The 20,484-nt window shown below is 44.0% G+C and carries 16 protein-coding genes and 1 pseudogene; 3 read left to right on the forward strand and 14 right to left on the reverse strand.

From position 1 onward, the window contains the following. Positions 1–15: 15 nt before the first annotated feature. Together ACIQZD_RS11005 and ACIQZD_RS11010 are read right to left on the reverse strand one after the other, a co-directional pair. Positions 16–1,053 (reverse strand): ABC transporter substrate-binding protein, encoded by a 1,038-nt coding sequence (locus ACIQZD_RS11005; RefSeq protein ID WP_402902085.1) that lies wholly within the window; start codon positions 1,051–1,053, stop codon positions 16–18. Positions 1,054–1,243: 190 nt separating this feature from the next. After that, positions 1,244–1,549, reverse strand: a complete 306-nt coding sequence (locus ACIQZD_RS11010; protein ID WP_402902088.1) for a DUF2294 domain-containing protein — start codon at positions 1,547–1,549, stop codon at positions 1,244–1,246. 405 nt (positions 1,550–1,954) lie between these two features. On the opposite strand from ACIQZD_RS11010, the gene ACIQZD_RS11015 reads away from it, so the two are divergent. The 3 genes from ACIQZD_RS11015 (at position 1,955) to ACIQZD_RS11025 (ending at position 5,207) form a co-directional block, all read left to right on the forward strand. After that, positions 1,955–3,490 carry a maltose/glucose-specific PTS transporter subunit IIC gene (locus ACIQZD_RS11015; RefSeq protein ID WP_402901887.1) on the forward strand — a complete coding sequence of 512 codons (1,536 nt, stop codon included), beginning with the start codon at positions 1,955–1,957 and terminating at the stop codon, positions 3,488–3,490. Positions 3,491–3,521: 31 nt separating this feature from the next. Continuing rightward, the gene (locus ACIQZD_RS11020; RefSeq protein WP_402902091.1) at positions 3,522–4,214 is read left to right on the forward strand and encodes an N-acetylmannosamine-6-phosphate 2-epimerase; all 693 of its coding nucleotides are present in this window, start codon (positions 3,522–3,524) and stop codon (positions 4,212–4,214) included. 114 nt (positions 4,215–4,328) lie between these two features. After that, positions 4,329–5,207, forward strand: coding sequence for a MurR/RpiR family transcriptional regulator (locus tag ACIQZD_RS11025; protein ID WP_402901891.1), 879 nt, complete (start codon positions 4,329–4,331; stop codon positions 5,205–5,207). Positions 5,208–5,360: 153 nt separating this feature from the next. Here ACIQZD_RS11025 and ACIQZD_RS11030 read toward each other — a convergent pair whose 3' ends face one another. The 12 genes and pseudogenes from ACIQZD_RS11030 to ACIQZD_RS11085 all read right to left on the reverse strand — a co-directional run bounded on the left by ACIQZD_RS11030 (position 5,361) and on the right by ACIQZD_RS11085 (position 20,070). Continuing rightward, complete coding sequence (locus tag ACIQZD_RS11030; protein WP_402901894.1) at positions 5,361–5,810, reverse strand: YfmQ family protein; 450 nt, start codon at positions 5,808–5,810, stop codon at positions 5,361–5,363. 186 nt (positions 5,811–5,996) lie between these two features. Then, positions 5,997–6,191 carry a hypothetical protein gene (locus tag ACIQZD_RS11035; protein ID WP_402901897.1) on the reverse strand — a complete coding sequence of 65 codons (195 nt, stop codon included), beginning with the start codon at positions 6,189–6,191 and terminating at the stop codon, positions 5,997–5,999. Between the two features lie 568 nt (positions 6,192–6,759). Continuing rightward, complete coding sequence (gene pdxR / locus ACIQZD_RS11040; RefSeq protein ID WP_402901900.1) at positions 6,760–8,190, reverse strand: MocR-like pyridoxine biosynthesis transcription factor PdxR; 1,431 nt, start codon at positions 8,188–8,190, stop codon at positions 6,760–6,762. A gap of 202 nt (positions 8,191–8,392) precedes the next feature. Further along, on the reverse strand, positions 8,393–9,961 hold the full coding sequence (locus ACIQZD_RS11045) for a SagB family peptide dehydrogenase (RefSeq protein WP_402901903.1): 1,569 nt from the start codon (positions 9,959–9,961) through the stop codon (positions 8,393–8,395). A gap of 23 nt (positions 9,962–9,984) precedes the next feature. Then, entirely contained in the window at positions 9,985–11,928 is a 1,944-nt protein-coding gene (locus ACIQZD_RS11050; RefSeq protein WP_402901908.1) for a TOMM precursor leader peptide-binding protein, read from the reverse strand. After that, positions 11,925–13,868, reverse strand: a complete 1,944-nt coding sequence (locus ACIQZD_RS11055; protein WP_402901913.1) for a putative thiazole-containing bacteriocin maturation protein — start codon at positions 13,866–13,868, stop codon at positions 11,925–11,927. The genes ACIQZD_RS11050 and ACIQZD_RS11055 overlap by 4 nt, the downstream gene beginning before the upstream one ends. A gap of 37 nt (positions 13,869–13,905) precedes the next feature. Then, positions 13,906–14,142: a hypothetical protein gene (locus tag ACIQZD_RS11060; protein ID WP_402902100.1), complete on the reverse strand. Its 237-nt coding sequence runs from the start codon at positions 14,140–14,142 to the stop codon at positions 13,906–13,908. Further along, a pseudogene (locus ACIQZD_RS11065) lies at positions 14,138–14,275 on the reverse strand (heterocycloanthracin/sonorensin family bacteriocin); the annotation flags it as partial. The pseudogene ACIQZD_RS11065 and the gene ACIQZD_RS11060, both read right to left, overlap by 5 nt. 273 nt (positions 14,276–14,548) lie before the next feature. Next, entirely contained in the window at positions 14,549–15,844 is a 1,296-nt protein-coding gene (locus tag ACIQZD_RS11070) for a uracil/xanthine transporter (RefSeq protein ID WP_402901916.1), read from the reverse strand. A gap of 430 nt (positions 15,845–16,274) precedes the next feature. Continuing rightward, positions 16,275–17,522 carry an amidohydrolase gene (locus ACIQZD_RS11075; protein WP_402901919.1) on the reverse strand — a complete coding sequence of 416 codons (1,248 nt, stop codon included), beginning with the start codon at positions 17,520–17,522 and terminating at the stop codon, positions 16,275–16,277. A gap of 28 nt (positions 17,523–17,550) precedes the next feature. Beyond that, entirely contained in the window at positions 17,551–18,798 is a 1,248-nt protein-coding gene (locus tag ACIQZD_RS11080) for an amidohydrolase (protein WP_402901922.1), read from the reverse strand. Positions 18,799–18,822: 24 nt separating this feature from the next. Further along, positions 18,823–20,070, reverse strand: a complete 1,248-nt coding sequence (locus ACIQZD_RS11085) for an amidohydrolase family protein (protein ID WP_402901925.1) — start codon at positions 20,068–20,070, stop codon at positions 18,823–18,825. Positions 20,071–20,484 lie beyond the last annotated feature (414 nt).

A 20,484-nucleotide genomic window follows, 5' to 3' on the forward strand; every position in this document is an offset into this window, starting at 1 on the left:
ACCTCATTTCTTTCCTTAGTGTGTAAGCTCACGATTCCAACGATCGATCCATTGTTTCGAGTTTTCATTAACAAATTTCATGTCCAATACACGCAGGCTGTTAATGACTTCATCTCCATAGGTTAAGCCTTTCGCTTCCGTTTTAGAGAGCTTGACTTCCGTATTGACTGGAGAATCCACTTTCGCTTTTGCTGATTTTTCCTGAACTTCCTTGCTCAAGATGTAATTCATGAATTCGCCGGCCAATTTTTTTTGATCGCTGGCTTTAACGATATTCACCGTATTCATCACTGCGTAGCCGCCTTCTTCTGGGGAAATGAACTTAGCATTAGGAACGGCTTCCTGTAAATCGCCAAAATACATTTCCATGATCGGGCCTGCAGCGATTTCCCCTTGCGAGAACATGTTGACGAACTCTGATGTTTGCCCATATTCCTTAACCGCATTCGGCATGATCTTTTTCATTTGATCGAAGGCTTTATCTTCATTGAACTCTTTACTTCCGCTAACTTTTGAAGCGGCATCCAAAAACATCGGTCCAGTTGTTGAAGTGATGGATGGGATCGTGATCTTCCCTGCCAAATCCTTGCTCCAAAGATCTTCCCAAGAGGTAATCGGTTTACTTAATTCATCGGGATTATAGGCAATGCCAAATTGTGCAATGGTATAGGCTGGTCCAAAGTCCTCGCCATTCGGTGCTTTTGCTTTGTCGTATATATTATCAATATTTGGAATTTTGCTGTAGTCAACTTTCTCAAATAACCCTTCATCGATGCCCTGCTGTGCATAGTAATCGGATAAATAGATAACATCCACATCGCTATTCGCTTGGCGTACTTTGTTCAATCGATCTGCATTATTTCCTGAATCAACAACAATCTCTACATTATGCTTCTTTTCAAATGGCTCATAGACTTCAGGACGGAAGAAATCATCGGCGAATCCCCAAGTGGAAACGACTAATTTCGCTGGTTTTTCCTTTCCATTGTCCTTTGAAGAGCATGCAGCTAAAACTAATGTGAAAAGCGATAACATCATCAATATTTTTTTCATCATCCAAACCCCCAAGTTTATATTGTTAAAATTTCCTTTTTACTGATATAAATGTAAAAAAGACAATCTTAAATAGAATTGAAATTCTACCCAAGATTGTCTTTTCTTTGTATACAAAGATAAAACTTATCATTTGGTTCTCTAGCGGCGTTCCCTCCAGATAAATCCGAAGGGAAATCCATTTATATGATTATATAATTTTTTCCTTCAATACAATATTGGTGAATGCCAGCTGCGTCGCTGAGTCATAATCCCTCAGGACAGCTTCAATATCCCAATTCGTTTTCGTTTCCAGCTTTTGTTTCAGTTTCTTTTTATAAAGCAGGGACATATGAAAGTCAACCTCCTGCTTCAGGCTGGGAACTTCCCCTTCTAAAGCTTCAGAGCGCGGGGCACGTCGATGTTTGGCTTGAAATGTAATCACATTCTGCTCAACAGTAACCTTCAGCAGCGTCGTACCAAAGCCGAACAATTCCTTCGATACCTCATTGTACATATGAGAAAGCAATTTCTTCGTTTCGTTAGAGTTTATCGCTAAGATGACTATCACCTGCCAAACTATCGTTTGAGGTAATTATATATACTTTTTCTTAATCGCACAAGATAATATTCGGATTTCACACAAAAAAAATGTTTTTTTTTTATTAAATTGCACATTTACTCACCAATACACGAATTATAAAAATAAGCAATAAAGATTTCAATATATTCATATAACTTTTTATCCAATCCCGCACCTTCTATTAATGAAAACTTTTTCAGAGAAATAAGCACAAGATTGAAAACAGTTGATATAACCTTGCATCGCATTGAAAACGCTCTCACATGGATTTAATATAGCTAGTATAGAGCGATAAAAATAAAGAGTATCAAAGGCTCGTTAAATGAGGGAGGAATCATTATGAAGAAAGCTTTTGAGAAAGCGCAGCAGTTCGGTAAATCTTTTATGCTCCCGATTGCCGTTTTGCCAGCGGCCGGTTTATTGCTGGGAATTGGCGGTGCTCTTTCCAATCCAAATACAGTTGAAGCCTATCCATTTTTAGACTTTGCTTGGCTGCAGGCCATTTTCACGATCATGAGTTCTGCAGGAAGCATCGTATTCGGCAACTTGCCGGTTATTTTTGCCGTAGGTGTTGCAGTAGGATTGGCACGGTCGGATAAAGGGACCGCTGCATTGGCAGCCATGATCGGCTATTTTGTCATGAACAGTTCAATTAATGCACTGCTTCAAATAAACGGGGAACTTGCCAAAGAGAATTTGGCAGGTGCCGGACAAGGAATGGCGGTCGGGATCCAAACACTGGAGACCGGTGTGTTTGGCGGTATCGTAGTAGGTATCGTTGCCGCACTTTTGCACAATAAATATAATAAAATTCAGCTTCCGCAAGTGCTAGGGTTTTTCGGGGGTTCACGTTTCATTCCGATCATCGTTTCCTTCGCGTCCATCTTGGTTGGAGCCGTGCTTTTTATCGTATGGCCTTATTTCCAGCTTTTCATAAACCAATTAGGTGCGCTGGTAACGAGCACAGGTACGATCGGGACTTTCTTTTACGGGTTCATATTACGGATGCTCGGGCCGTTAGGGCTGCACCATATTTTCTACCTTCCCTTCTGGCAAACAGCTTTAGGCGGAACGATGGAGATTAAAGGGCAGATTGTCAGCGGGACCCAGAATATCTTCTTTGCGCAATTGGCCGACCCAACTACCGTCAAATATTATGAGGGTGTTTCCCGGTTCATGTCCGGACGGTTCATCACGATGATGTTTGGTCTACCTGGCGCGGCATTGGCCATTTATCATTGCGCTAAACCTAAAAATAAGAAAGTCGTGGCCGGTTTGCTTCTTTCAGCTGCCCTGACCTCTTTCTTAACAGGCATCACCGAACCGCTTGAATTCAGTTTCTTATTTGTCGCCCCGATCCTTTATGTTTTTCATGCCTTGTTTGACGGACTTGCCTTCATGATGGCAGATATATTCAATATAACGATCGGCCAAACCTTTTCTGGAGGATTTATTGATTTTACTTTATTCGGGATACTCCAGGGTATCAGTAAAACAAACTGGGTTTATGTACTTCTCGTCGGCATTCCGTGGTTTTTCCTATACTACTTCACGTTTAAATTCTTGATCAGGAAAAAGAACTTGAAAGTGGTTGGCCGTGAAGATGATGAACAGGCCGCTGTTACACAAGTAACGGCATCAGAGAGAACCCAGACCATCGTCAATGGATTAGGCGGACAGGAAAATATCGATATAGTCGATTGCTGTGCAACCCGTCTTCGTGTCACGGTAAAGGATGAATCATTGGTGAAAGAAGACGTCATTAAACAAACCGGTTCAAAAGGCGTCGTAAAAAAAGGAAATGGCATTCAAATAGTTTACGGTCCCCAAGTGACGATCATCAAAAATGAAGTGGAAGAATACTTGGGTCATTGAGAACATAGATAACGATAAGGACGTGTTAAACATGCAACAGGTGCTGGATAAAATTCACAAAGGCTTAATTGTATCATGTCAGGCATTGGAGAATGAGCCGCTGCACAGCTCTTTTATTATGGGACGCATGGCCATTGCTGCCAAAGAAGGCGGTGCCAAGTGCATTCGCGCAAACTCTGTAGCTGACATAATGGAAATCAAGAAAAATGTGGACCTTCCAGTCATAGGGATCATTAAACAGGTGTATGGACAAAACGATGTCTATATCACTCCAACCATGGCCGAAATTGATGCATTGATGGAAACCAAAGCCGAAATCATTGCGACGGATGCTACATCCCGGGTAAGGCCGGACGGTAAAACGCTAATGCAGTTTTATGGTGAAATAAGAGCAAAATATCCGGATGTTTTACTAATGGCGGATGTTTCCACCATTGAGGAAGCCATATACGCTGACGATTTAGGATTCGATATTGTGGCGCCCACTTTATACGGCTATACTGACGAAACGTTCGGCCAGAAAATATATCAGGATGACTACGCTTTGCTCAAGGAGATAGTAAAAGCAGTGAAAAAAGCGAAAGTGATCGCTGAAGGAAATGTCATAACACCGGAAATCGCCCGCTCTGTATTGGATATGAATGTCCATGCAGTAGTGGTGGGCGGTGCCATTACCAGACCGCAGCAAATCACAAAAAGATTCGTCGATGCTATTCAAGAATAGAAATTTCATAGATTTAAAAGACCCAGACTGACAACAGTTTGGGTCTTTTTTTTCGACTCATATTCCTGTTTCCGTTCCTCAGGTTATTGACGTCCGTAATGGATACATTAAACTATGAATACATATAAGAAATTTGAAATGGGTGATTCAATGGAATATTTAGCGGAAAACCTCATATATGGCATAGAGTGCAGCATGGACAAGTTCACCAAAACAGAGGAAGAATTGGCCAATTATATTCTGCAGCGCCCTGAAGAAGTAAGTCAGTTAACCATTAGTCAAATAGCTAAAAAGCTTCATATTTCACCTGCAACCATTACGCGTTTCTGCCAGAAATTAGCCTTTTCCGGGTTTAATGAGTTCAGGCATGAGTTAAAAAGGTTCGTGGATCTCCGAAATACGCCGAAAAACATGAAGAACATCAAGCAGGTGGATTATTTCGCTAAACTGTATCAAGATCACCTAGGTATCATTGATAATACCTTTCATATAACGACATATGACAATATCCAGAAAGCAGTATCTTTCCTAACACAGGCAAATAAGATACATGTATATGGAATAGGGAGTTCAGGTATAGCGGCCCAGGAGTTCAAATCCAAGTTTTTCCGTATTGGCTTAACTGTTGAAGCCATTACAGATCCCCACCAGTCAATGATGGATGCAGCTTTAAGTAACGAGAATAGTGTTGTCATCGGCATTTCCATTTCCGGAACAACGAAAGAAGTGATTTCAGCAGTTAAAATCGCAAAGAAGCAAGGCTCACGCATCTTGGTCTTTACTGGGGATAAGAATTCCGAGCTCTCACTGCTTGGCGATCTATCGCTATTGGTCACGAGCAAAAACAGCATGCATATGGGACAAAACATCTCACCATTGCTTCCGCTACTATTACTGTTTGATTTAATATATACAGAGCTGGTTGCTAAAGATTATAAAAACAGGATAAGCATCAGGGAAAGGACTTTAAAGGTATTAACCGAGAACGACTGACTTTCGGCCGCTGAAAGTTATCAGTTTGTTTGTTTAGCTGAACCTGACCGAAAGTCATTTTCGTTATTCATCATATAAAAAAACTGCATCTCCAATTGGTTAGATGTTTACTAACAATTGGAGTGCAGTTCACTTTAATTTTTTATGTTCCTATTAAGCTAAATTCCTTATTACTGGCATGGAACGTTCTTGGAAGCCCTCGGAAAGAAGACTATACGCAACTACTTTCTTCTTGTACTGTTTGACTACATCCACGTGGTCGCTGTAAATGTACACAAAAAATCTAACATCGTTTTTTCCTCTTTTAACATCAATTATTATTGGAGTCCCGCTGTTCTCTGGATGTAAAAACAATTGCTCGTTCCCGGGAAATATATGATTTTTTTTCAAAAACTTAGCTTCGTTAAAATAATCAATCACTTGAATTTTGTCTTCACCTTCCAAACGTTTTCCATCAAAGGTTACGATTGCATTCGAGTCACTAATTTCTGAATGTATTTTAAATTTACTCAAAATCCAATTCACTGCATCGGTTGGAAGACAGGTAACTAATAATTTAAGCAAACTTAAGATAATTGTCAAAATCAATACAGGCAATGTCATATTTGATCATCTCCGCTACATTATTATTTTAAGAGGCGGTCAGTTTTTCTTTGAAGTGACCGTTCTATTAACGTTTCATTTTTTTTAAGGTATCTATCAGATTTTTTTCGTTCATATTTTCGTCACATTTGTGAACAAATTCACATTTTTTCACAAATAGAGTATGTCTTGTAAATCACTCGTATCTTAGGCAGATTTTATTACGAAGTAGATGATGCCCACAGTTAATAGTAGCGCAAGGCCAATATAAATATAACTAAGGTTCAACAAATTCCCTCTCGTTGCTGCAGAATAATCACTATCACTCTTCCCCGTTAATGAAAGGGTGCCAACCAGAGCAACTAAACTAATGGCTACTACTAATATTACACTTATCGTCATGATTCAACGCCTCCCAATATTATTATCTATTTCCTTGAACCATTTCAAATTATTCCGATTCCCATCGTAGATCGCGCTTCATGTTTAATGAGTAAATATATTAGAACAAGCCTACTTCTCTATAATAAAAGAACAACCAATTTTAGGACCATCCAATCAAGTGAAATTTCCACCATCCACTTGTTGATTTCTTTCGTTAATATACATAGAAAAGTGCAAAGCGCCACTGAAGAAATGGCTAAAATACCACATATTGCAGGAACTCAGAGCTAACTTGCTTCCTCGAAAAAAAAAACAAAAAAAGAATCATGATTTCGTCACTATCTAAAGCTTATAAATAGTGATTGGAACGTAAGGTACGAGACTCCTGCCGGAAAAGCGTGTCAAAGGGAGACACCAAAGGCGCTTGCGCCGAGGAGGCTCCCGGACCGCCCGCGGAAAGCGAGTGCCTGGAGTGGAAATCAACATCTAAATTGCATAAAAAACTGCAGGTAAACTGAATTTTCATCAAGTTTGTCTACAGTCTGGAATCATCATGACTCTCTCTCGTTAATATCAAAGCATAGGATTATAAACTTTTTACAGCCTCTGCAAACCTTTTGATGCCTTCGTGAATGGAAGCCTCATTTTCCCTTGCAAAAGTAAAGCGTACGTATCCCTCATCTGTTCCTAGTGTTGAACCCGGAACATATATGACTCCTCTTTTGATGGATTCCTCCAGTAGCTTTAATTCGTTCAATGGCACTTTCAGTTTACACCACAAATGAATTCCACCATTTGGCGAATAATAATCAACTTTTTTTGGCAGGAATTGTTGAAGGCTCGAAACCATTGCATCCCTTCTTTTTTCCAGTTGCCCCCTTAAGCAGGCAAGATGGGCAGGAAAATACTCTGAATCCAAAAAATCGTTTGCTATCCATTGAGTGAATGAGCCATGACCGAAGTCAACCTGCTGCTTAGCATCAGATAGTCTCTCTATAACTGGTTTCGGTCCTATAATCCACCCAATTCTTAAACCGGAAGCAACAATTTTTGACAAAGAGCTTATATATAAAACATTTCCGTTGTTGTCCATCGATTTAAGAGTGGAAATTTCTTCACCGGCAAAGGAAGTTAAACTATAAGGATCGTCTTCTATGACCGGTATTCCATATTCGGATGAAAGTTCAAGAATCCTTTTACGACGGTTGATATGAAGGACAGTTCCTGTAGGATTTTGAAATACAGGGTTCAAAAAAATCATCCTGATCCGATGTTTTTTATGGAGTTCCAGTAAATCCTCTGGGTTGATGCCATCTTTATCAACTGGTAAAGGAAAAATTCTTAGGCCAGCGGATTGAAAGATGGGAAGGTTGTAACTATATGAAGGATCTTCCAATACGACGGCATCTCCTGGCTTTAACAAGCATTGGACCACCAGATGGATGGCTTGCTGTGCACCAGAAGTTATGAGTATAGAAGATGGATGCGTGTCAATTCTCCTATACTGTTTAACATGATTGGTTATCGTTTCCCTTAAAACCGCATTGCCTTGAGGGTGATCATAACCTAAGCTACCAATGAAGGACCTATTAGAAATGATTTCACGTAAGGATTGGACTGGAAATAAGTCTTCTGAAAGCTCCCCGCTAGCTAAGTTAATAAGGTTATGCCCTTCCGTCTCTTTACGTATTCTTTGCGTTACTGGCATATTGGGCAAAAAAGAACCCGCTTCGATATATCTATTCCAACTGGGTATACGTTTTTGGGTAATTCCCCAGATATCCTTGCTGATCATCGTTCCGCTTCCTTTTTTTCGTTCAACCAGCCCATTTGCTTCCAATTCATCATATGCCGCAACAACTGTACTTCTGTTAACTCCCAGCTCACTTGCCAAGAAGCGTTCAGACGGTAGCGGCTTATCCAATAAAAATGTTCCATCAGCAATGCCACTCTCGATGTAAGCTGCTATTTGTTTATATAAAGGCTTCTTGGATTTTCTGTCAGTTTTCCATTCCATAAGCTACATCCTTTAAAATGTTTAGTTAAAAGCGTACTAAATTATTAACTTTATATACTTATTCATTCCCATAAGTAGTAAAATCTTTTATTCAGTATAATCTTAAGCTGTATTTATTGCACTCTTAGGATAGAGGCTGTACTACAAAATAACAACGAAAGCCTCCATTTCTTAAATGAAATGGAGGCTATTTTTATCTTTTTCAACTTTGCAGGCTCCCCTTCAGCCAAGGGCGATCTTGATAGTGTCCAATCGGGATTTGGATCAGGCTCGTTTTCCGTTGCGGACCGCCTATTTTGTAAAGCTCATCACACATATTCACATCAAAGCCGAGCAGCGGGTGCCCATTCATTCCGAGGGCTGACGACGCTAGCAGTAGCTTCTGAACGAGCATCCCCGCCTCCATTTGCTGGATGCGGTACCCTCTATATCCAAATTGCGTTTTGGAATGATCCCGATCCCCAACCACATGTATGCAGATCGGCACTTGCTGAAAATTCATGATATCCAGAGACATTCCGTATTGCAATCGAAGCCGATGATCTCCTGACTGTATTTGTCGTAATGAATGTGTTGTGCTGTCATAATGGTATGCACCATCTTGAATGTCTTCCACATTATATAAACAAGCATATAGGGAAACGCGATTTTCGTTGTTCTCGTTTGTTCCATCCAAGTCATTTCGATAGGAGAACGAAGCTGTTGCCTCCTGCAGAAGGGCCGCCAGTTGCGCTTGACTTACTTTCCCGAGTACGAAGTCCATTTCAGGTGAAAATCGCTTCCGGCAAACTGATGCCAGGTCATAGGACAACCGCTTCACGATAGGCAGGGCTACCGTATGTCCTTCGGAATCCTCCCCATTCTTTGGATTGATCCGCCGGAATGATTGAGTGGATGTCATCATGGATGCTTCATTCATTTTGGTTAGCATCGGAAATTCTCTGATCCTCTGCGACCGAACATAGTGTTCAGGCTGAATATCCGTCAATTCCAGCAATAATTCCGTCGAGGTGACATTTCTGTCCATACTCCTTTCTTCTCTAAATCTAAAAGAAGGTTCTGCCGATAAGGGGATCACCGCATACGTGCTCTCTTCCTCTTCCGAAAGCCCGAGCAGATGATTGATGGCCCGATCAAGAAATTGGAAGCACACCCCGGCGGCGATTCCAAACCGTTTCGCCACTTCGAGCAACTGTCCAAGAAGCACGCCCGCATCCAGACCTTGCAGGCGGTATGAAAAGTTATTATATTTGTAGAAGTTTTTCCAAAACATCGTCGATACGAAAACCGTACCAAAGGATGCTGACATATCAAAGGATTCACCAAGAGCCTTTGTTAAATAGGAATCAAAATTCCCTTCCCGCAGCAAAACCAACCGGTGGTGTGCTGCATCATAATGGAATACGCCAGCAGGTAATCCCTCCATCTTCAAGTATACGTACAATTCACTTGGATACAAAGCTCCCCCTGATGGCGGAAAACGCCGGAATGACTGCATGAGGTCCTCAGATTCCGAAGATTTCGGAACCTGGCTGACTTGAGTCAGGCCATATGCGTACCAGAGGAAATGACCGATTCCTTCGAGGTCCTGCTGTGAAGGCCCGCTGCCCCCCTCGAGCGTCAGCGGCACCTCCAGTGAGAGTGGAAAAACAGGCAAGTCACGGTAAAGCTTATACGTTAGCGGTGCATCTTCCCAATCCACTTCCCAATCCGGCGGACTTGCCTTTTCGATATCAAAATGCAAATTGTGCAAAAATGCCTCTAGACTCATCCTCCAACCTCCTAAGTCACCGCTTATGGAAATGGATGCGGATGCGGATTGAGCTGTTCGAATTCAAGCGGCCGTTTTGCATATCCAAGTTCCATCGGAACCCTCAGTATTCTCTCTAGCCCCGTTATGCGGGTAAGATGATGGCCGAATGTCATCGGCAGCATCCCCGGGATCAGCACTTTCACGCAATGTAGTCCATTTCGTGCAATTTCCGGTGTCGTTTGATCCACCACAATCACCTCGAGTTTCAAGCGGCGAAACTCCTGAAGGATTTCCTGCAAATCTTCCGTCAAGTCCGGATGATTGACCTTTTCCCCGTATTCTTCAGCGAAAGTTCGCATCGGGCGGTCATCATCCAGCAGAAACTGCAGTCGCTCTTCGGCTTGCGGTAAACCGTACAGCATGCCATGATCATCCATTTTCCGTACCAGTGAGGAATCATGCAGCATTTTCTCAACCTCATCCTGGTTCTCTTCCAATTTATCGTCAAGGGTCAGCATCATGCCAGCCAGCTCGAAGACCGCGCTTTTCACCGCCCGGACCGGGTCCAGATGGGCCCCTGCCGCACATATGATATTCAATCCTTTTTGTTTCCTGTTTTTTGCCAGCGCCCATACGCTCGGTATACCATGTTCCATCGTCGAATTAAACAAATGGATATCATATCCCGCTGCCGCCCTCGCCCTGTCAATCATCAGCTCCAGTTCTTTGTCATTTGCAGAATTTGGATCAAGGCGTGTGAGGGGCAGCTGCGCATACCAGGTCAGCAGGAACGAATCACGTTCGACCACTTCCATGATGCCGTAGAAAATGGCCTCCTCCAAACTTCCCCCTAGAGCACAGCCATTGGAAGTTTCATAGACAAATCCATGACCGCAGCCCAAGCTGTAATAGGAAAGCAATTCCGGGACCAAGATCGGCCGCTCTTGCAAAAATGAGTGGCCCCACACCCAATCTATCGAGCGGTCAGGATTAAACGGTTGAAATGGGAAATCCCGCTGTGCATAATTTTCCTTCGAATGTACCCCTATCCTGATGGGATCGAGCGCAAAATCTTTCAGGTTGTTGTAGCTGTCATGAATGACTGTCCGTTTGCCGCGGGGCTCCATTCCGCAATACCTTTCCAATCCCTCCAATATGGCAGTCATCTCACTGACCTCATATGAGAGAGTCCGGCCTGCCGACCCCTCATCTCCTATGAACAAAGGCAAATTAACACTTACATCGGCAAATGGCGGTACAAGGTCTATCATTTTATTATTCAAGAATCCTGTTCGGTGGTCCAAGTAATCCTTGGCCAGAACTTCATTCAGCTCCTCCATCGAACGGGTACGGTAACTTTCGGGACTGATTTTTGGACTTGGCTGCAACGAAATCCTTGCACGCTCCTTCGAGTCATCAGGTAATGTTGAGCAAACCTGACACAATGGATCAGGTAAAAAAGAGTGCCACGAACCATTCAGCGTCTTCAGGCTGATTAATGATACATGCCCTTCCGACCGGGCGCGTTCTCCTTTCATCACCTTCCTTACCTCCGCACAAATCATGTGGGCCATCTGTAAAAGACCTGTGCGGGATGCCGACGCATCACGCTCTATCCCCCCATTTTCCTGCAGCTGTTGGCGAATTCCCCACATTTCTTTTCGATCACGCCCGGCCATGAGATACCTTTGGTCCGCACATTGTGAGCAGCCAGGAACACCCGGGCGCACCAGCGGACCTATCACTCCCTCTCCAAATGATACGAATCCCCGCAGCCATGGAATGCCCGCTTGCCCTATCACCTCTTCGGCCTTTACATGGACAGCGGGATTCCAAGCATCTTGCAGCAGAAGGACCATGGCCGTCGTTTGCGGGATTCCTGCCTCGAAATCGGTTTGGCGATTCACCAAATATTGGCCGGACAGGTCCCCATGAACATGGTCGGCCAACACTCCTTCCCCGACAACCAATACGTCAGTTTTCACCCTGATTCCTCCTCTCGCAAAAACACCCCAAATACACCTGCAATTTCTTCCTTCAAGAAAGGTTCCAGATCCATTTCGAAAACGTGGATTCGCTTACTGTTCTTCTTCAAGACTTGAATGGCGGACTGTACCAGTTCGGGACTCCCTTTCACCCCGCATGAAGGAATCACAAGATCCACCTTTTCTTCCTCAAGAACAGGCGATGCCCCTAAACCTGGAGCTGTTAAGCAAACGGTCTGGTTTTGGACTTTCATGACGGCCTTTTGCAATGCGTTCCGTAATGCGATCGTTACATTCAAACCGACAGCGCCGGACCAGCCATCGCTCGTTCCTGCCCAAACTACCGGGAAACCTGACATTTCCTCACCCAAGGCGATGATCGGATCTCCCTGCAGCCGGGTCAACGCTTGTAGATAATATCTGCAGCGCTCATCTTCCACTTGAGCCAATTGCACCGTCACAAGTTTCTCCTGGTTGAACCGTCCATTTAAAAACTCTGTATCCAAACTGCTTTGCAGTCCACGGCAAACACATTCAGCAAATGTTTCCCCTGCTCCGACACCGATCGATTCCTTTATCTCGTCTGCTCCCTGAAGCGGAGGAAGAGTCGCAACGAGCTGGCTGAGTGTTCGGGATACATATGCTTCAACTCCTGCAAGACCGGTTTCCCTCCTCGCTTCCTCATGCGTCAGATCTGAACGGATGATTTCGGGCAGGAGTTCGGCCGGACCGGACGACAGCGGATCAACAACCTGAACGCGGCATTGAGCCAGCGGCAGCTGTTTTAAATCTCCCTCATCCCAACGATGAAAAATTCCGGATTCCGAGGATGTCAACCGGCTGAAATACATAAACACCTTCCCCGGCTCAACCGGGTCCGATTTCTGTTCGAGCCGCTGATCAAAATCTTCAATCCATGCAGCAGTCCCTTTTCCCGTCACTCCCGGGTGGGGAATGAATGGATGCCATTTTCCCTCCATTGTATCCATATCCAACAGATAAAATTGATTGGCTTGTTCTGCTGTCGCAACGCCTGTAGCGTCTTTAAACCATTCGAATACCATAATATTGGCCAACATCGCTCCGGCTGTAGCGGAAAAAGAAGATGATGCCTGATTCTTTTCCAGCTCAGCTTGATGTAAACGATGCCACGCTGACTCCCAACATCCCTTTGAATCTGGATGGACAAGCGGACCAGCCATGCCTACTTGATTGATGATCATTGCAGGAAACAGGGTCTTTTCCCCTTGCCTGCAAACCGAATGAAGTTCTCTTAACTCCTCTATATCACCCTCCTGTGACACATATAATATCGAGTCAAAGGGCCGCACGATCTCCCGCCATTCAATCTCTGTTCCCTTTTCAAGCACGACCTCCTCTATCGCAACCTCGTCATCCGTCTTACGCGCATGTGCCACGATTTCATTCAATCTTTTTCTATTGGTCGGTACTGTGTCCGTAATGAAGATATGGAATGCGGGCAATCCGGATTCAATCAGCGAGGACACCAATGAAAGGAACAATGGGCCAGAGCCTATAGCCAACGCCTTTTTCTTTCGATAAGTTTCAAAACGGTAAGCCCCGGAATCGCCGCAGCCTTCCAGGAACTCGATTTGTGAAGCATACCTTTCAAGAACTTGATTCCTTAATTGATGGGGACTGTCCTGACTTACATCCCGAACAAACCCATTACCGTACAAAACCTCGGCAATTTCCATTACCCTGTTCCGGTATGGGCCAGGCAATCCATCCGTCAACTCGCTTAATGTATGGTTCCCGTTGAACATCGGTAATAGCTTTTCAATCCACTGGACGATCGAACTGCCCTCCATACGGAACGAACTTATGTTATTTCTAAAATACACACCTCTGTTCGGTTCCGGAAGAAAAAACGTATCCCTTTTCACTTTCAAACGCATAGAAGGGGTCAATTTCATCATTCCGCTCCTCCTAACCCGAAGCATTCTAAGTTCTGCTTCAATACTTCACTTTAATTCTATGTATGACAATTTGTCTCTTATGTCTAATGATATAAAGAAAAGTCCCTGTACATGCAGGGACTTCCTTTTGAAAACCTGGATACTTAACCGGCGCAACGCCCGCAACGACCGCCGCAACCTCCGCAGCGTCCGCATCCACCACAGCGATGACAGCGACCGCAGCGACCGCCGCAACCAAAGCAACCAAAGCACAAGAAACAGCCAAAACAGCCAAAGCAACCGCCCACACCAATGAATTGTCGGGACGAATCATCCAGATTGTACTGGTTTTGATCCCATGGAACTGGCTGAGTTACCTGGAAATCATCGACATTCAGGTTTTGCAATTGATTTTGAAATTCATACATTTTATATAACCTCCGTTTATTATTTATAAGGTAGTGCTTAGAACAGGAAACCGGAACGCAATGGTCAGGGAATAAAACCACGTCAAGTATTCCCTTCAACAAAATATGTCAGGGGAGTGGGTATTGCTACTGATTAAAACGCCTATTTTCACTTTAAAAAACAGAAAACCAGAAGGTTAATCCCTTCCGGTTTTCATCATCGCCTCTTAAATTAAGTGATTATTTTCTTATTTCAATGGAGGATCTATGTATGTCCATTTTTTCCGAGTCACATTAGTTCTGCAGCTGTTCATATCGATTCCAGTTTACCGATTTTTCCAGCACGATTGATATCAATACGCCCATTATGAGCCCATTGGTCAAAAATGGCTGTAGAAGCGCGGGAACGTTCGAAAAAGCATTAGGCAGGATGTTCATCAAACTCACTCCAATCAATACCGGTACGGCAAGCCTGAATATCGTGTCTGAAGTGAAATGCTGACCCTTGATGCTGTTGAAAGCCGTACCGAACAGCTGAAGGTAAGCAACGAACAATACTGCATTCCCGACTGTTATCGGCATGGTGGCCAGGAAAGAGATGAAGGGAGGAATGAGCCCAATTATGGTCAATAACATGCCTCCAAGTAAGAAGGGCCTCCGCTCATAGATTTGAGTGCTCTGCAAAAACCCGATGGATGAAGTAAAAGGTGTATACGGAACAAGACCAAGCACCGGAGCGAAAATGGTAAAGCCGCCAGTCATGAATAAAGAATTTCGATACTGCTTGTGTTCAGCTTCATCACCGATTAATTCCGATGCGGCCTGAATCGAAGCGAACGTGTTGCACAAATTCAGTAATCCTGCAAAAAAGGAAATCGCTATGATCCCGAATTCCAGGTTTGGAGCACCTAATGGGAAAAATGAAAAAGCGGCACCCGTCGAGCCCATTTCTCCCCCGGCCTCCGGAAATAGCAGCTCGTAAAAAATCCATCCTACCATAATCCCAATCAATATCGAGAAATTGCTTATGGTCCTTGGACCTTTTATCTTTAATATACTTACTAAAAGTACAATCCCCACTGACAGGAAACTGACCGGGATGTTGATTTCCCCATTCTCCGTAATCCCCAGCATCCCCTTAAAAAAGACAAAAATTAGCTGGAACGTCAGAAGGAATAAATAAACCGTCATGACCATGGGAGTGAAAATCTTCTGGACATAAGAAATCAGGTTGAAGGCAGAAATAATGACAGTCACGACACCAGCGGCAATGAGTCCAGTAGCAATTCCCCCTCCTATCTCAGCATAACCGAGCCCTATGGATGGTGCAGATAATCCTAAATTCAACATCACTCCCCACAATAGACCGGAGTGACCTTCCATAAGTGGATACTTATGGCCCTTCCACCCCTGAAACACGCAAGCGATCCCGGTGAAAATGAGCGAGCTTCTCATGGTCATTTCCGTGACATTGGGAGGAAGATCAAAAGCTGCGCCAATCGATATGGGCACTACTACCGTATTTGCAAAAATAAAAAACAACCATTGAAAAGAAGAAAATAGAGTCACAGAAGATCTCCAACTTTTCATAGATTCCATCTCCTTTGAACATGATACTTTTTAAGCTCATGGTGAATTTCAATTGCCTTCCCTCAACAAAGGCGATAGGGCAATATCATGATAGTAAACGCGGTCCCCGGAGGGTCGCTGCCATTGCTGGACACATGATTTATGTCATATGATCTTTGCAGATCGCATGCAAAATGATAACGTTACCATTAATAGTAACAAAGACTGAGGCTCCCTGCTAATTTGTTGGCTTGACTAATGTTGCAAGGCAAATGGGCAATAAGAAGTGAGCCCGTTTTAAATATATCGGGGTATAACAGTAATGAAATGAGAGCAAAAAAATCACTTCCTCAGCATATAACATAAGTAAATAAAAGTACATGGAAGCCGTTCCATACCCAAAACGAAAAAGGAAATCCGGAAGTATCCAGAATTCCTTTTTCGTTTAGTACTACCGTTCAATTGACTGCTTTTGTTTATATAGTGAACCGGAAACTAAGTTCCCCTTGTAAATGACCGCTTTACGTTCAGAACGCCTGGCAACTGCCTCTGCCGAACAGCTTGCGTCAATCAACACAAGACTTGCGACATCCCCTGCCTTCGGCCATACCTGGTTACCCTTTTCATCCAATGGGGTTTTTCCCCCAGTTATATACCCAAGAGTTCGGGAAAGTGAGACTTCATCAATAAATTTGAAACGTTCAGCGAGCCTCCCTGCTCTCTCCAAGATGTCACCATTCCCAAGAGGGGACCATACATCAAAGATATTATCATTGCCAACCGATACTTCAACCCCTCTTTCATGTAATAAATCAACAGGGGGCATTTGCCTGTTAATCGGGACACTGGTGACAATGGAAATCCCCGCATCCTTAAGAATGTCAGCCAGTTCATAAGCTTCTTCCCTGGATACGTCCCCGATGCCGAAAGCATGGCTTAATGCCACCCTGCCTTCCCAGCCCGCCTGCTTTGTCAGAGCTGCCAAACGTTTCATCGTGAATGTGCCCAGGTGACCTGGATCATGCAAATGCAAGTCCACATCAGCGTTCGCTTCCACTGCTAAATCTATCAATTGAACCAGTGATGCTTCAATATTGTTATCGACTGTAGCTGGATCGACCGCCCCGACGATTCCTGCTCCGTTTAGCAATGCCTCCCTGACAAGCTTGACAGAACCGGACCGCAACAATCCGTGCTGCGCAAATGCAACGATTTCTGAACTGAGTCTATTAGAATAGCCCGCAAGCGCCTGTTGTACTTGCTCTAAGTTCTGCAATCCCACTTCCGGATAGATATCAACATGAGTCCGGATATGTGCAGATCCAGAAGCTAAAAGGATTTCCAGTAATGATTCTGCACGTTTACATGTGCTTGTTGCAATGGAAGGCAGAACCCTTTTCTCATTTTCAAAGCGTTCAATGACACTTGAAGAAGGAGTGCAAGCCCTCCAAACATCCCCCATCAGTGTCTTATCAAGATGAACATGCTTTTCAATGAATGATGGTAACGCCAGCAATCCTTTTGCATCTTCCACTGGTAAATCATTACGTATGGCTTCCCCATCTTTGACAATCTTCGTGATCCTTCCATCCTCTATCAACAGATGAAATAGCCCGGTCATCGTCCCTGTAACTCTACCATTCTCTTTTCGGTAGCCACATTCCAAACGAACATTCTTTAACCAATAGATTGTATTCATGATCTTCATCCCTTCTTGAAATAGACCTTCAATTCTTCTTCAAGGCAGCGCGATCGAGTCCGCCGTAAACCAGATTTCCACCGACCATAACTGCAGCACGCGTCGATCTCCTGGCAACTGCCTCGGCAGCACATGATGCATCCACAAAAACCATACTTGCGTCATTTCCCACTTTCGGCCATAAACGATTTCCTTCATGATCCAATGTCTTGACCCCGCCCGTAATGAATTGGAGTGATTGAGACAATGCATACTCGTCCTTCCAGTTATACCTCTCGGCCAATCGGCCGGCCTTTTCCAGCATATCTCCGGTACCGAATGGTGACCAGGAGTCATAAAAGCCATCGCATCCGAGAGCAACATGGACACCTTTTTCATGCAGTGAATCAATCGGGGGAATGACCCGATTGATCGGAACTGTAGACATGACGGCTATCCCCAGGTTTGATAATTCACTGGCCAGTTCATTTGATTCTCCGATTGAAACATCACCAAGTGCGAAAGCATGACTGATGGCGGCTCTGTTTTTCCACCCTGCTTCATCAATCAAAGAAGCCAGTTTCTTGATCGTATATAAACCAAGATGACCGGGATCATGTATATGAATATCAATATCCGCATCAAATTCAATGGCCAGATCGACCATTTCATATAGGGAAGCCTCTATATTATTATCCACTCCGCCAGGATCCAGGCCGCCCACTAATGACGCCCCTTCTTTCATCGCCTGTCTCATCAGCCCTTTTGAATTCGTTCTAAGCAGTCCATGCTGAGGGAAAGCCACGATCTCGTATGTCATTTTTCCTCTTAAACTACTTAGCGCCTTTTGAATTTCTTCCAAGTTCTTCATACCGATGTATGGATCGATGTTAACATGCGTCCTTACATGCGTTGCCCCGCCGCTTAACAATAGTTGAAGCATCCGTTCAGCCCGGAGCCGCCCGGTTTCAGCCAGTTCAACAAGCTCTTTTGCTTCTAACTTTAAGCGTTCGATTAAATTCGGAACCGGAGTGCATGATTTCCATGGCAGTCCTAAATAAGTCTTGTCAAGATGGTTATGCATCTCTTTAAAAGGAGGAAGTGCAAGCAGCTTTCCCACATCATGAACAGGACCATCCATCTTCAAAGGCATACTTGAAGCCAATTGCAAATCCTTTATGATCCCATTTTGTATATACATGTTGTATGTAGCTGTCTTCGTCCGATCAATTCGTTCATTCTCAAAAACAAATCCACTATCAAGCGTAACGTTTGTAAGCCAGTATGCTTCATTCATCAAATCACTCTCTTTAATAGAAGATTAAACACCTGTCGTCTCAAAAGATGAAATAGATCCGCTAACAACATTGCCCCTGAAGATGACAGCGGCACGTTTTGCCCTTCTAGCCACCGCCTCCGCTGAACAGCTCGCTTCAAGCAAAACGATATTCGCCTCATCCCCGACATTTGGCCATGCCTTGACCCCGTCTTGGTTTAATGGGGTCTTCCCTCCTGTTATGAATTGCAGGCTTTGCGCTAAGGAACGTTCTTCAATCATGCGAAACCTCTCTGCAAGGCGACCGGCCTTTTCCAGATTGTCCCCGATGCCAAAGGGTGTCCAATGATCAGTGATGCTGTCATTACCCAATTCCACTTTCACCCCTTTTTCATGAAGCAGGGGGATGGGGATCGTTCTGAAGATGGGCACTGTGGATGTAATCGATATGCCTGTTTCCGAAAATCTTTCGGCGATGCCCGTTGCCTCTTGGACTGAAAGATCTGCCAAACCGCTGGCGTGGCTAACCGTTACCCTTCCTTGCCAGCCTGCGTCTTCCGTCAGTGAAGCAAGTCGCTGCATGGTGAAAAGCCCAAGGTAATCCGGATCATGTAAATGGACATCGATATCGGAATTGTATTCAACCGCGATATCCATGATCGTTTCAAGGGACCGCTCTATGTTTTCATCAATGGTGGCTGGATCCACGCCTCCTACCAGATTCGCCCCATTCTTCATGGCCTCCCTTACTAAACCAGCGGAATTGCTCCGTAATAGTCCATGCTGCGGGAATGCGACGATTTCATACGTCAATTTATCACTATATCCTTCCAGTGCCTGAATGGTGGCCTCTAAGTTTTTCAGTCCTATAACGGGGTCGATGTTGCAATGTGTGCGAATATGGGTAGATCCGAAGTCCAATAATAAATCCAGCATTCTTTCTGCTCTTACTTTAGCGGTAGGCAATAATTCTGGCAGTAACGCCTGCTCTTCCTCTATCCGGGTTTTCACGCCATTAATGGCAGGCATGCAAGCCTTCCACGGACCGCCATAATAGGTTTTATCAATGTGGATATGCATTTCCTTAAACGAGGGGACCATCAGGAGGCCGTGAACATCATGCTGCGGGTCCTGATCAGTTATCGATTCCTTCGCCAATAAAATGGATGATATTTTTCCATTTTCAATCTTGATGTGGTAATGACCGGTTTCAGTGCCGGTGATTGTTTCATTTTCATTATAAATAAAACCATTTTCCAAGCGGACATTCGTTAACCAATATGATTGAGACATTAAACTCACCCTTCCATTCGAGATTGAACATGCATCACTTTCATTATAGTTTTAAAGATCAGCAAATAATTTCAGAATTTTTACTCGTTTTTATGTTATTTTTACTTATTGTGCCAAAGAAAAGGCTCACCCTAAAATGGATGAACTCTTTCAGATTGGAGACAACTCTATGAAAACTCAGTTCGCCTGCAGTTTTTTATTTAAAAAGTTCAATTGATTTAGAAATCCGCTCCCTTTCTTTGTAGACGTTGATTGAAACGTAGGGCACTCGCTTTCCGCGGGCGGTCCGGGAGCCTCCTCGGCGTTTGCGCCTGTGGGGTCTCCCTTGGACGCGCTTTTCCCGCATGATTCTCGCACCTTCCGTTCCATTGCTTTAAAATCCCTTTCCGCCGACTGTCTGCCAAGCCGTATCAA

This window comes from Peribacillus sp. NPDC096447, from assembly GCF_044762725.1.
Classification (GTDB): Bacteria; Bacillota; Bacilli; order Bacillales; family DSM-1321; genus Peribacillus.

Excerpts from the sequence above, each read along its gene's own strand:
- ACIQZD_RS11080 (WP_402901922.1), bottom strand. The coding sequence starts at position 18,798 with ATGAATGAAGCATACTGGCTTACAAACGTTACGCTTGATAGTGGATTT.
- ACIQZD_RS11015 (WP_402901887.1), top strand. The coding sequence starts at position 1,955 with ATGAAGAAAGCTTTTGAGAAAGCGCAGCAGTTCGGTAAATCTTTTATG.
- ACIQZD_RS11010 (WP_402902088.1), bottom strand. The coding sequence starts at position 1,549 with ATGTACAATGAGGTATCGAAGGAATTGTTCGGCTTTGGTACGACGCTG.
- ACIQZD_RS11055 (WP_402901913.1), bottom strand. The coding sequence starts at position 13,868 with ATGATGAAATTGACCCCTTCTATGCGTTTGAAAGTGAAAAGGGATACG.
- ACIQZD_RS11020 (WP_402902091.1), top strand. The coding sequence starts at position 3,522 with ATGCAACAGGTGCTGGATAAAATTCACAAAGGCTTAATTGTATCATGT.
- ACIQZD_RS11070 (WP_402901916.1), bottom strand. The coding sequence starts at position 15,844 with ATGAAAAGTTGGAGATCTTCTGTGACTCTATTTTCTTCTTTTCAATGG.
- ACIQZD_RS11075 (WP_402901919.1), bottom strand. The coding sequence starts at position 17,522 with ATGAATACAATCTATTGGTTAAAGAATGTTCGTTTGGAATGTGGCTAC.
- pdxR (WP_402901900.1), bottom strand. The coding sequence starts at position 8,190 with ATGGAATGGAAAACTGACAGAAAATCCAAGAAGCCTTTATATAAACAA.
- ACIQZD_RS11045 (WP_402901903.1), bottom strand. The coding sequence starts at position 9,961 with ATGAGTCTAGAGGCATTTTTGCACAATTTGCATTTTGATATCGAAAAG.
- ACIQZD_RS11035 (WP_402901897.1), bottom strand. The coding sequence starts at position 6,191 with ATGACGATAAGTGTAATATTAGTAGTAGCCATTAGTTTAGTTGCTCTG.
- ACIQZD_RS11085 (WP_402901925.1), bottom strand. The coding sequence starts at position 20,070 with ATGTCTCAATCATATTGGTTAACGAATGTCCGCTTGGAAAATGGTTTT.
- ACIQZD_RS11030 (WP_402901894.1), bottom strand. The coding sequence starts at position 5,810 with ATGACATTGCCTGTATTGATTTTGACAATTATCTTAAGTTTGCTTAAA.
- ACIQZD_RS11005 (WP_402902085.1), bottom strand. The coding sequence starts at position 1,053 with ATGAAAAAAATATTGATGATGTTATCGCTTTTCACATTAGTTTTAGCT.
- ACIQZD_RS11025 (WP_402901891.1), top strand. The coding sequence starts at position 4,329 with ATGAATACATATAAGAAATTTGAAATGGGTGATTCAATGGAATATTTA.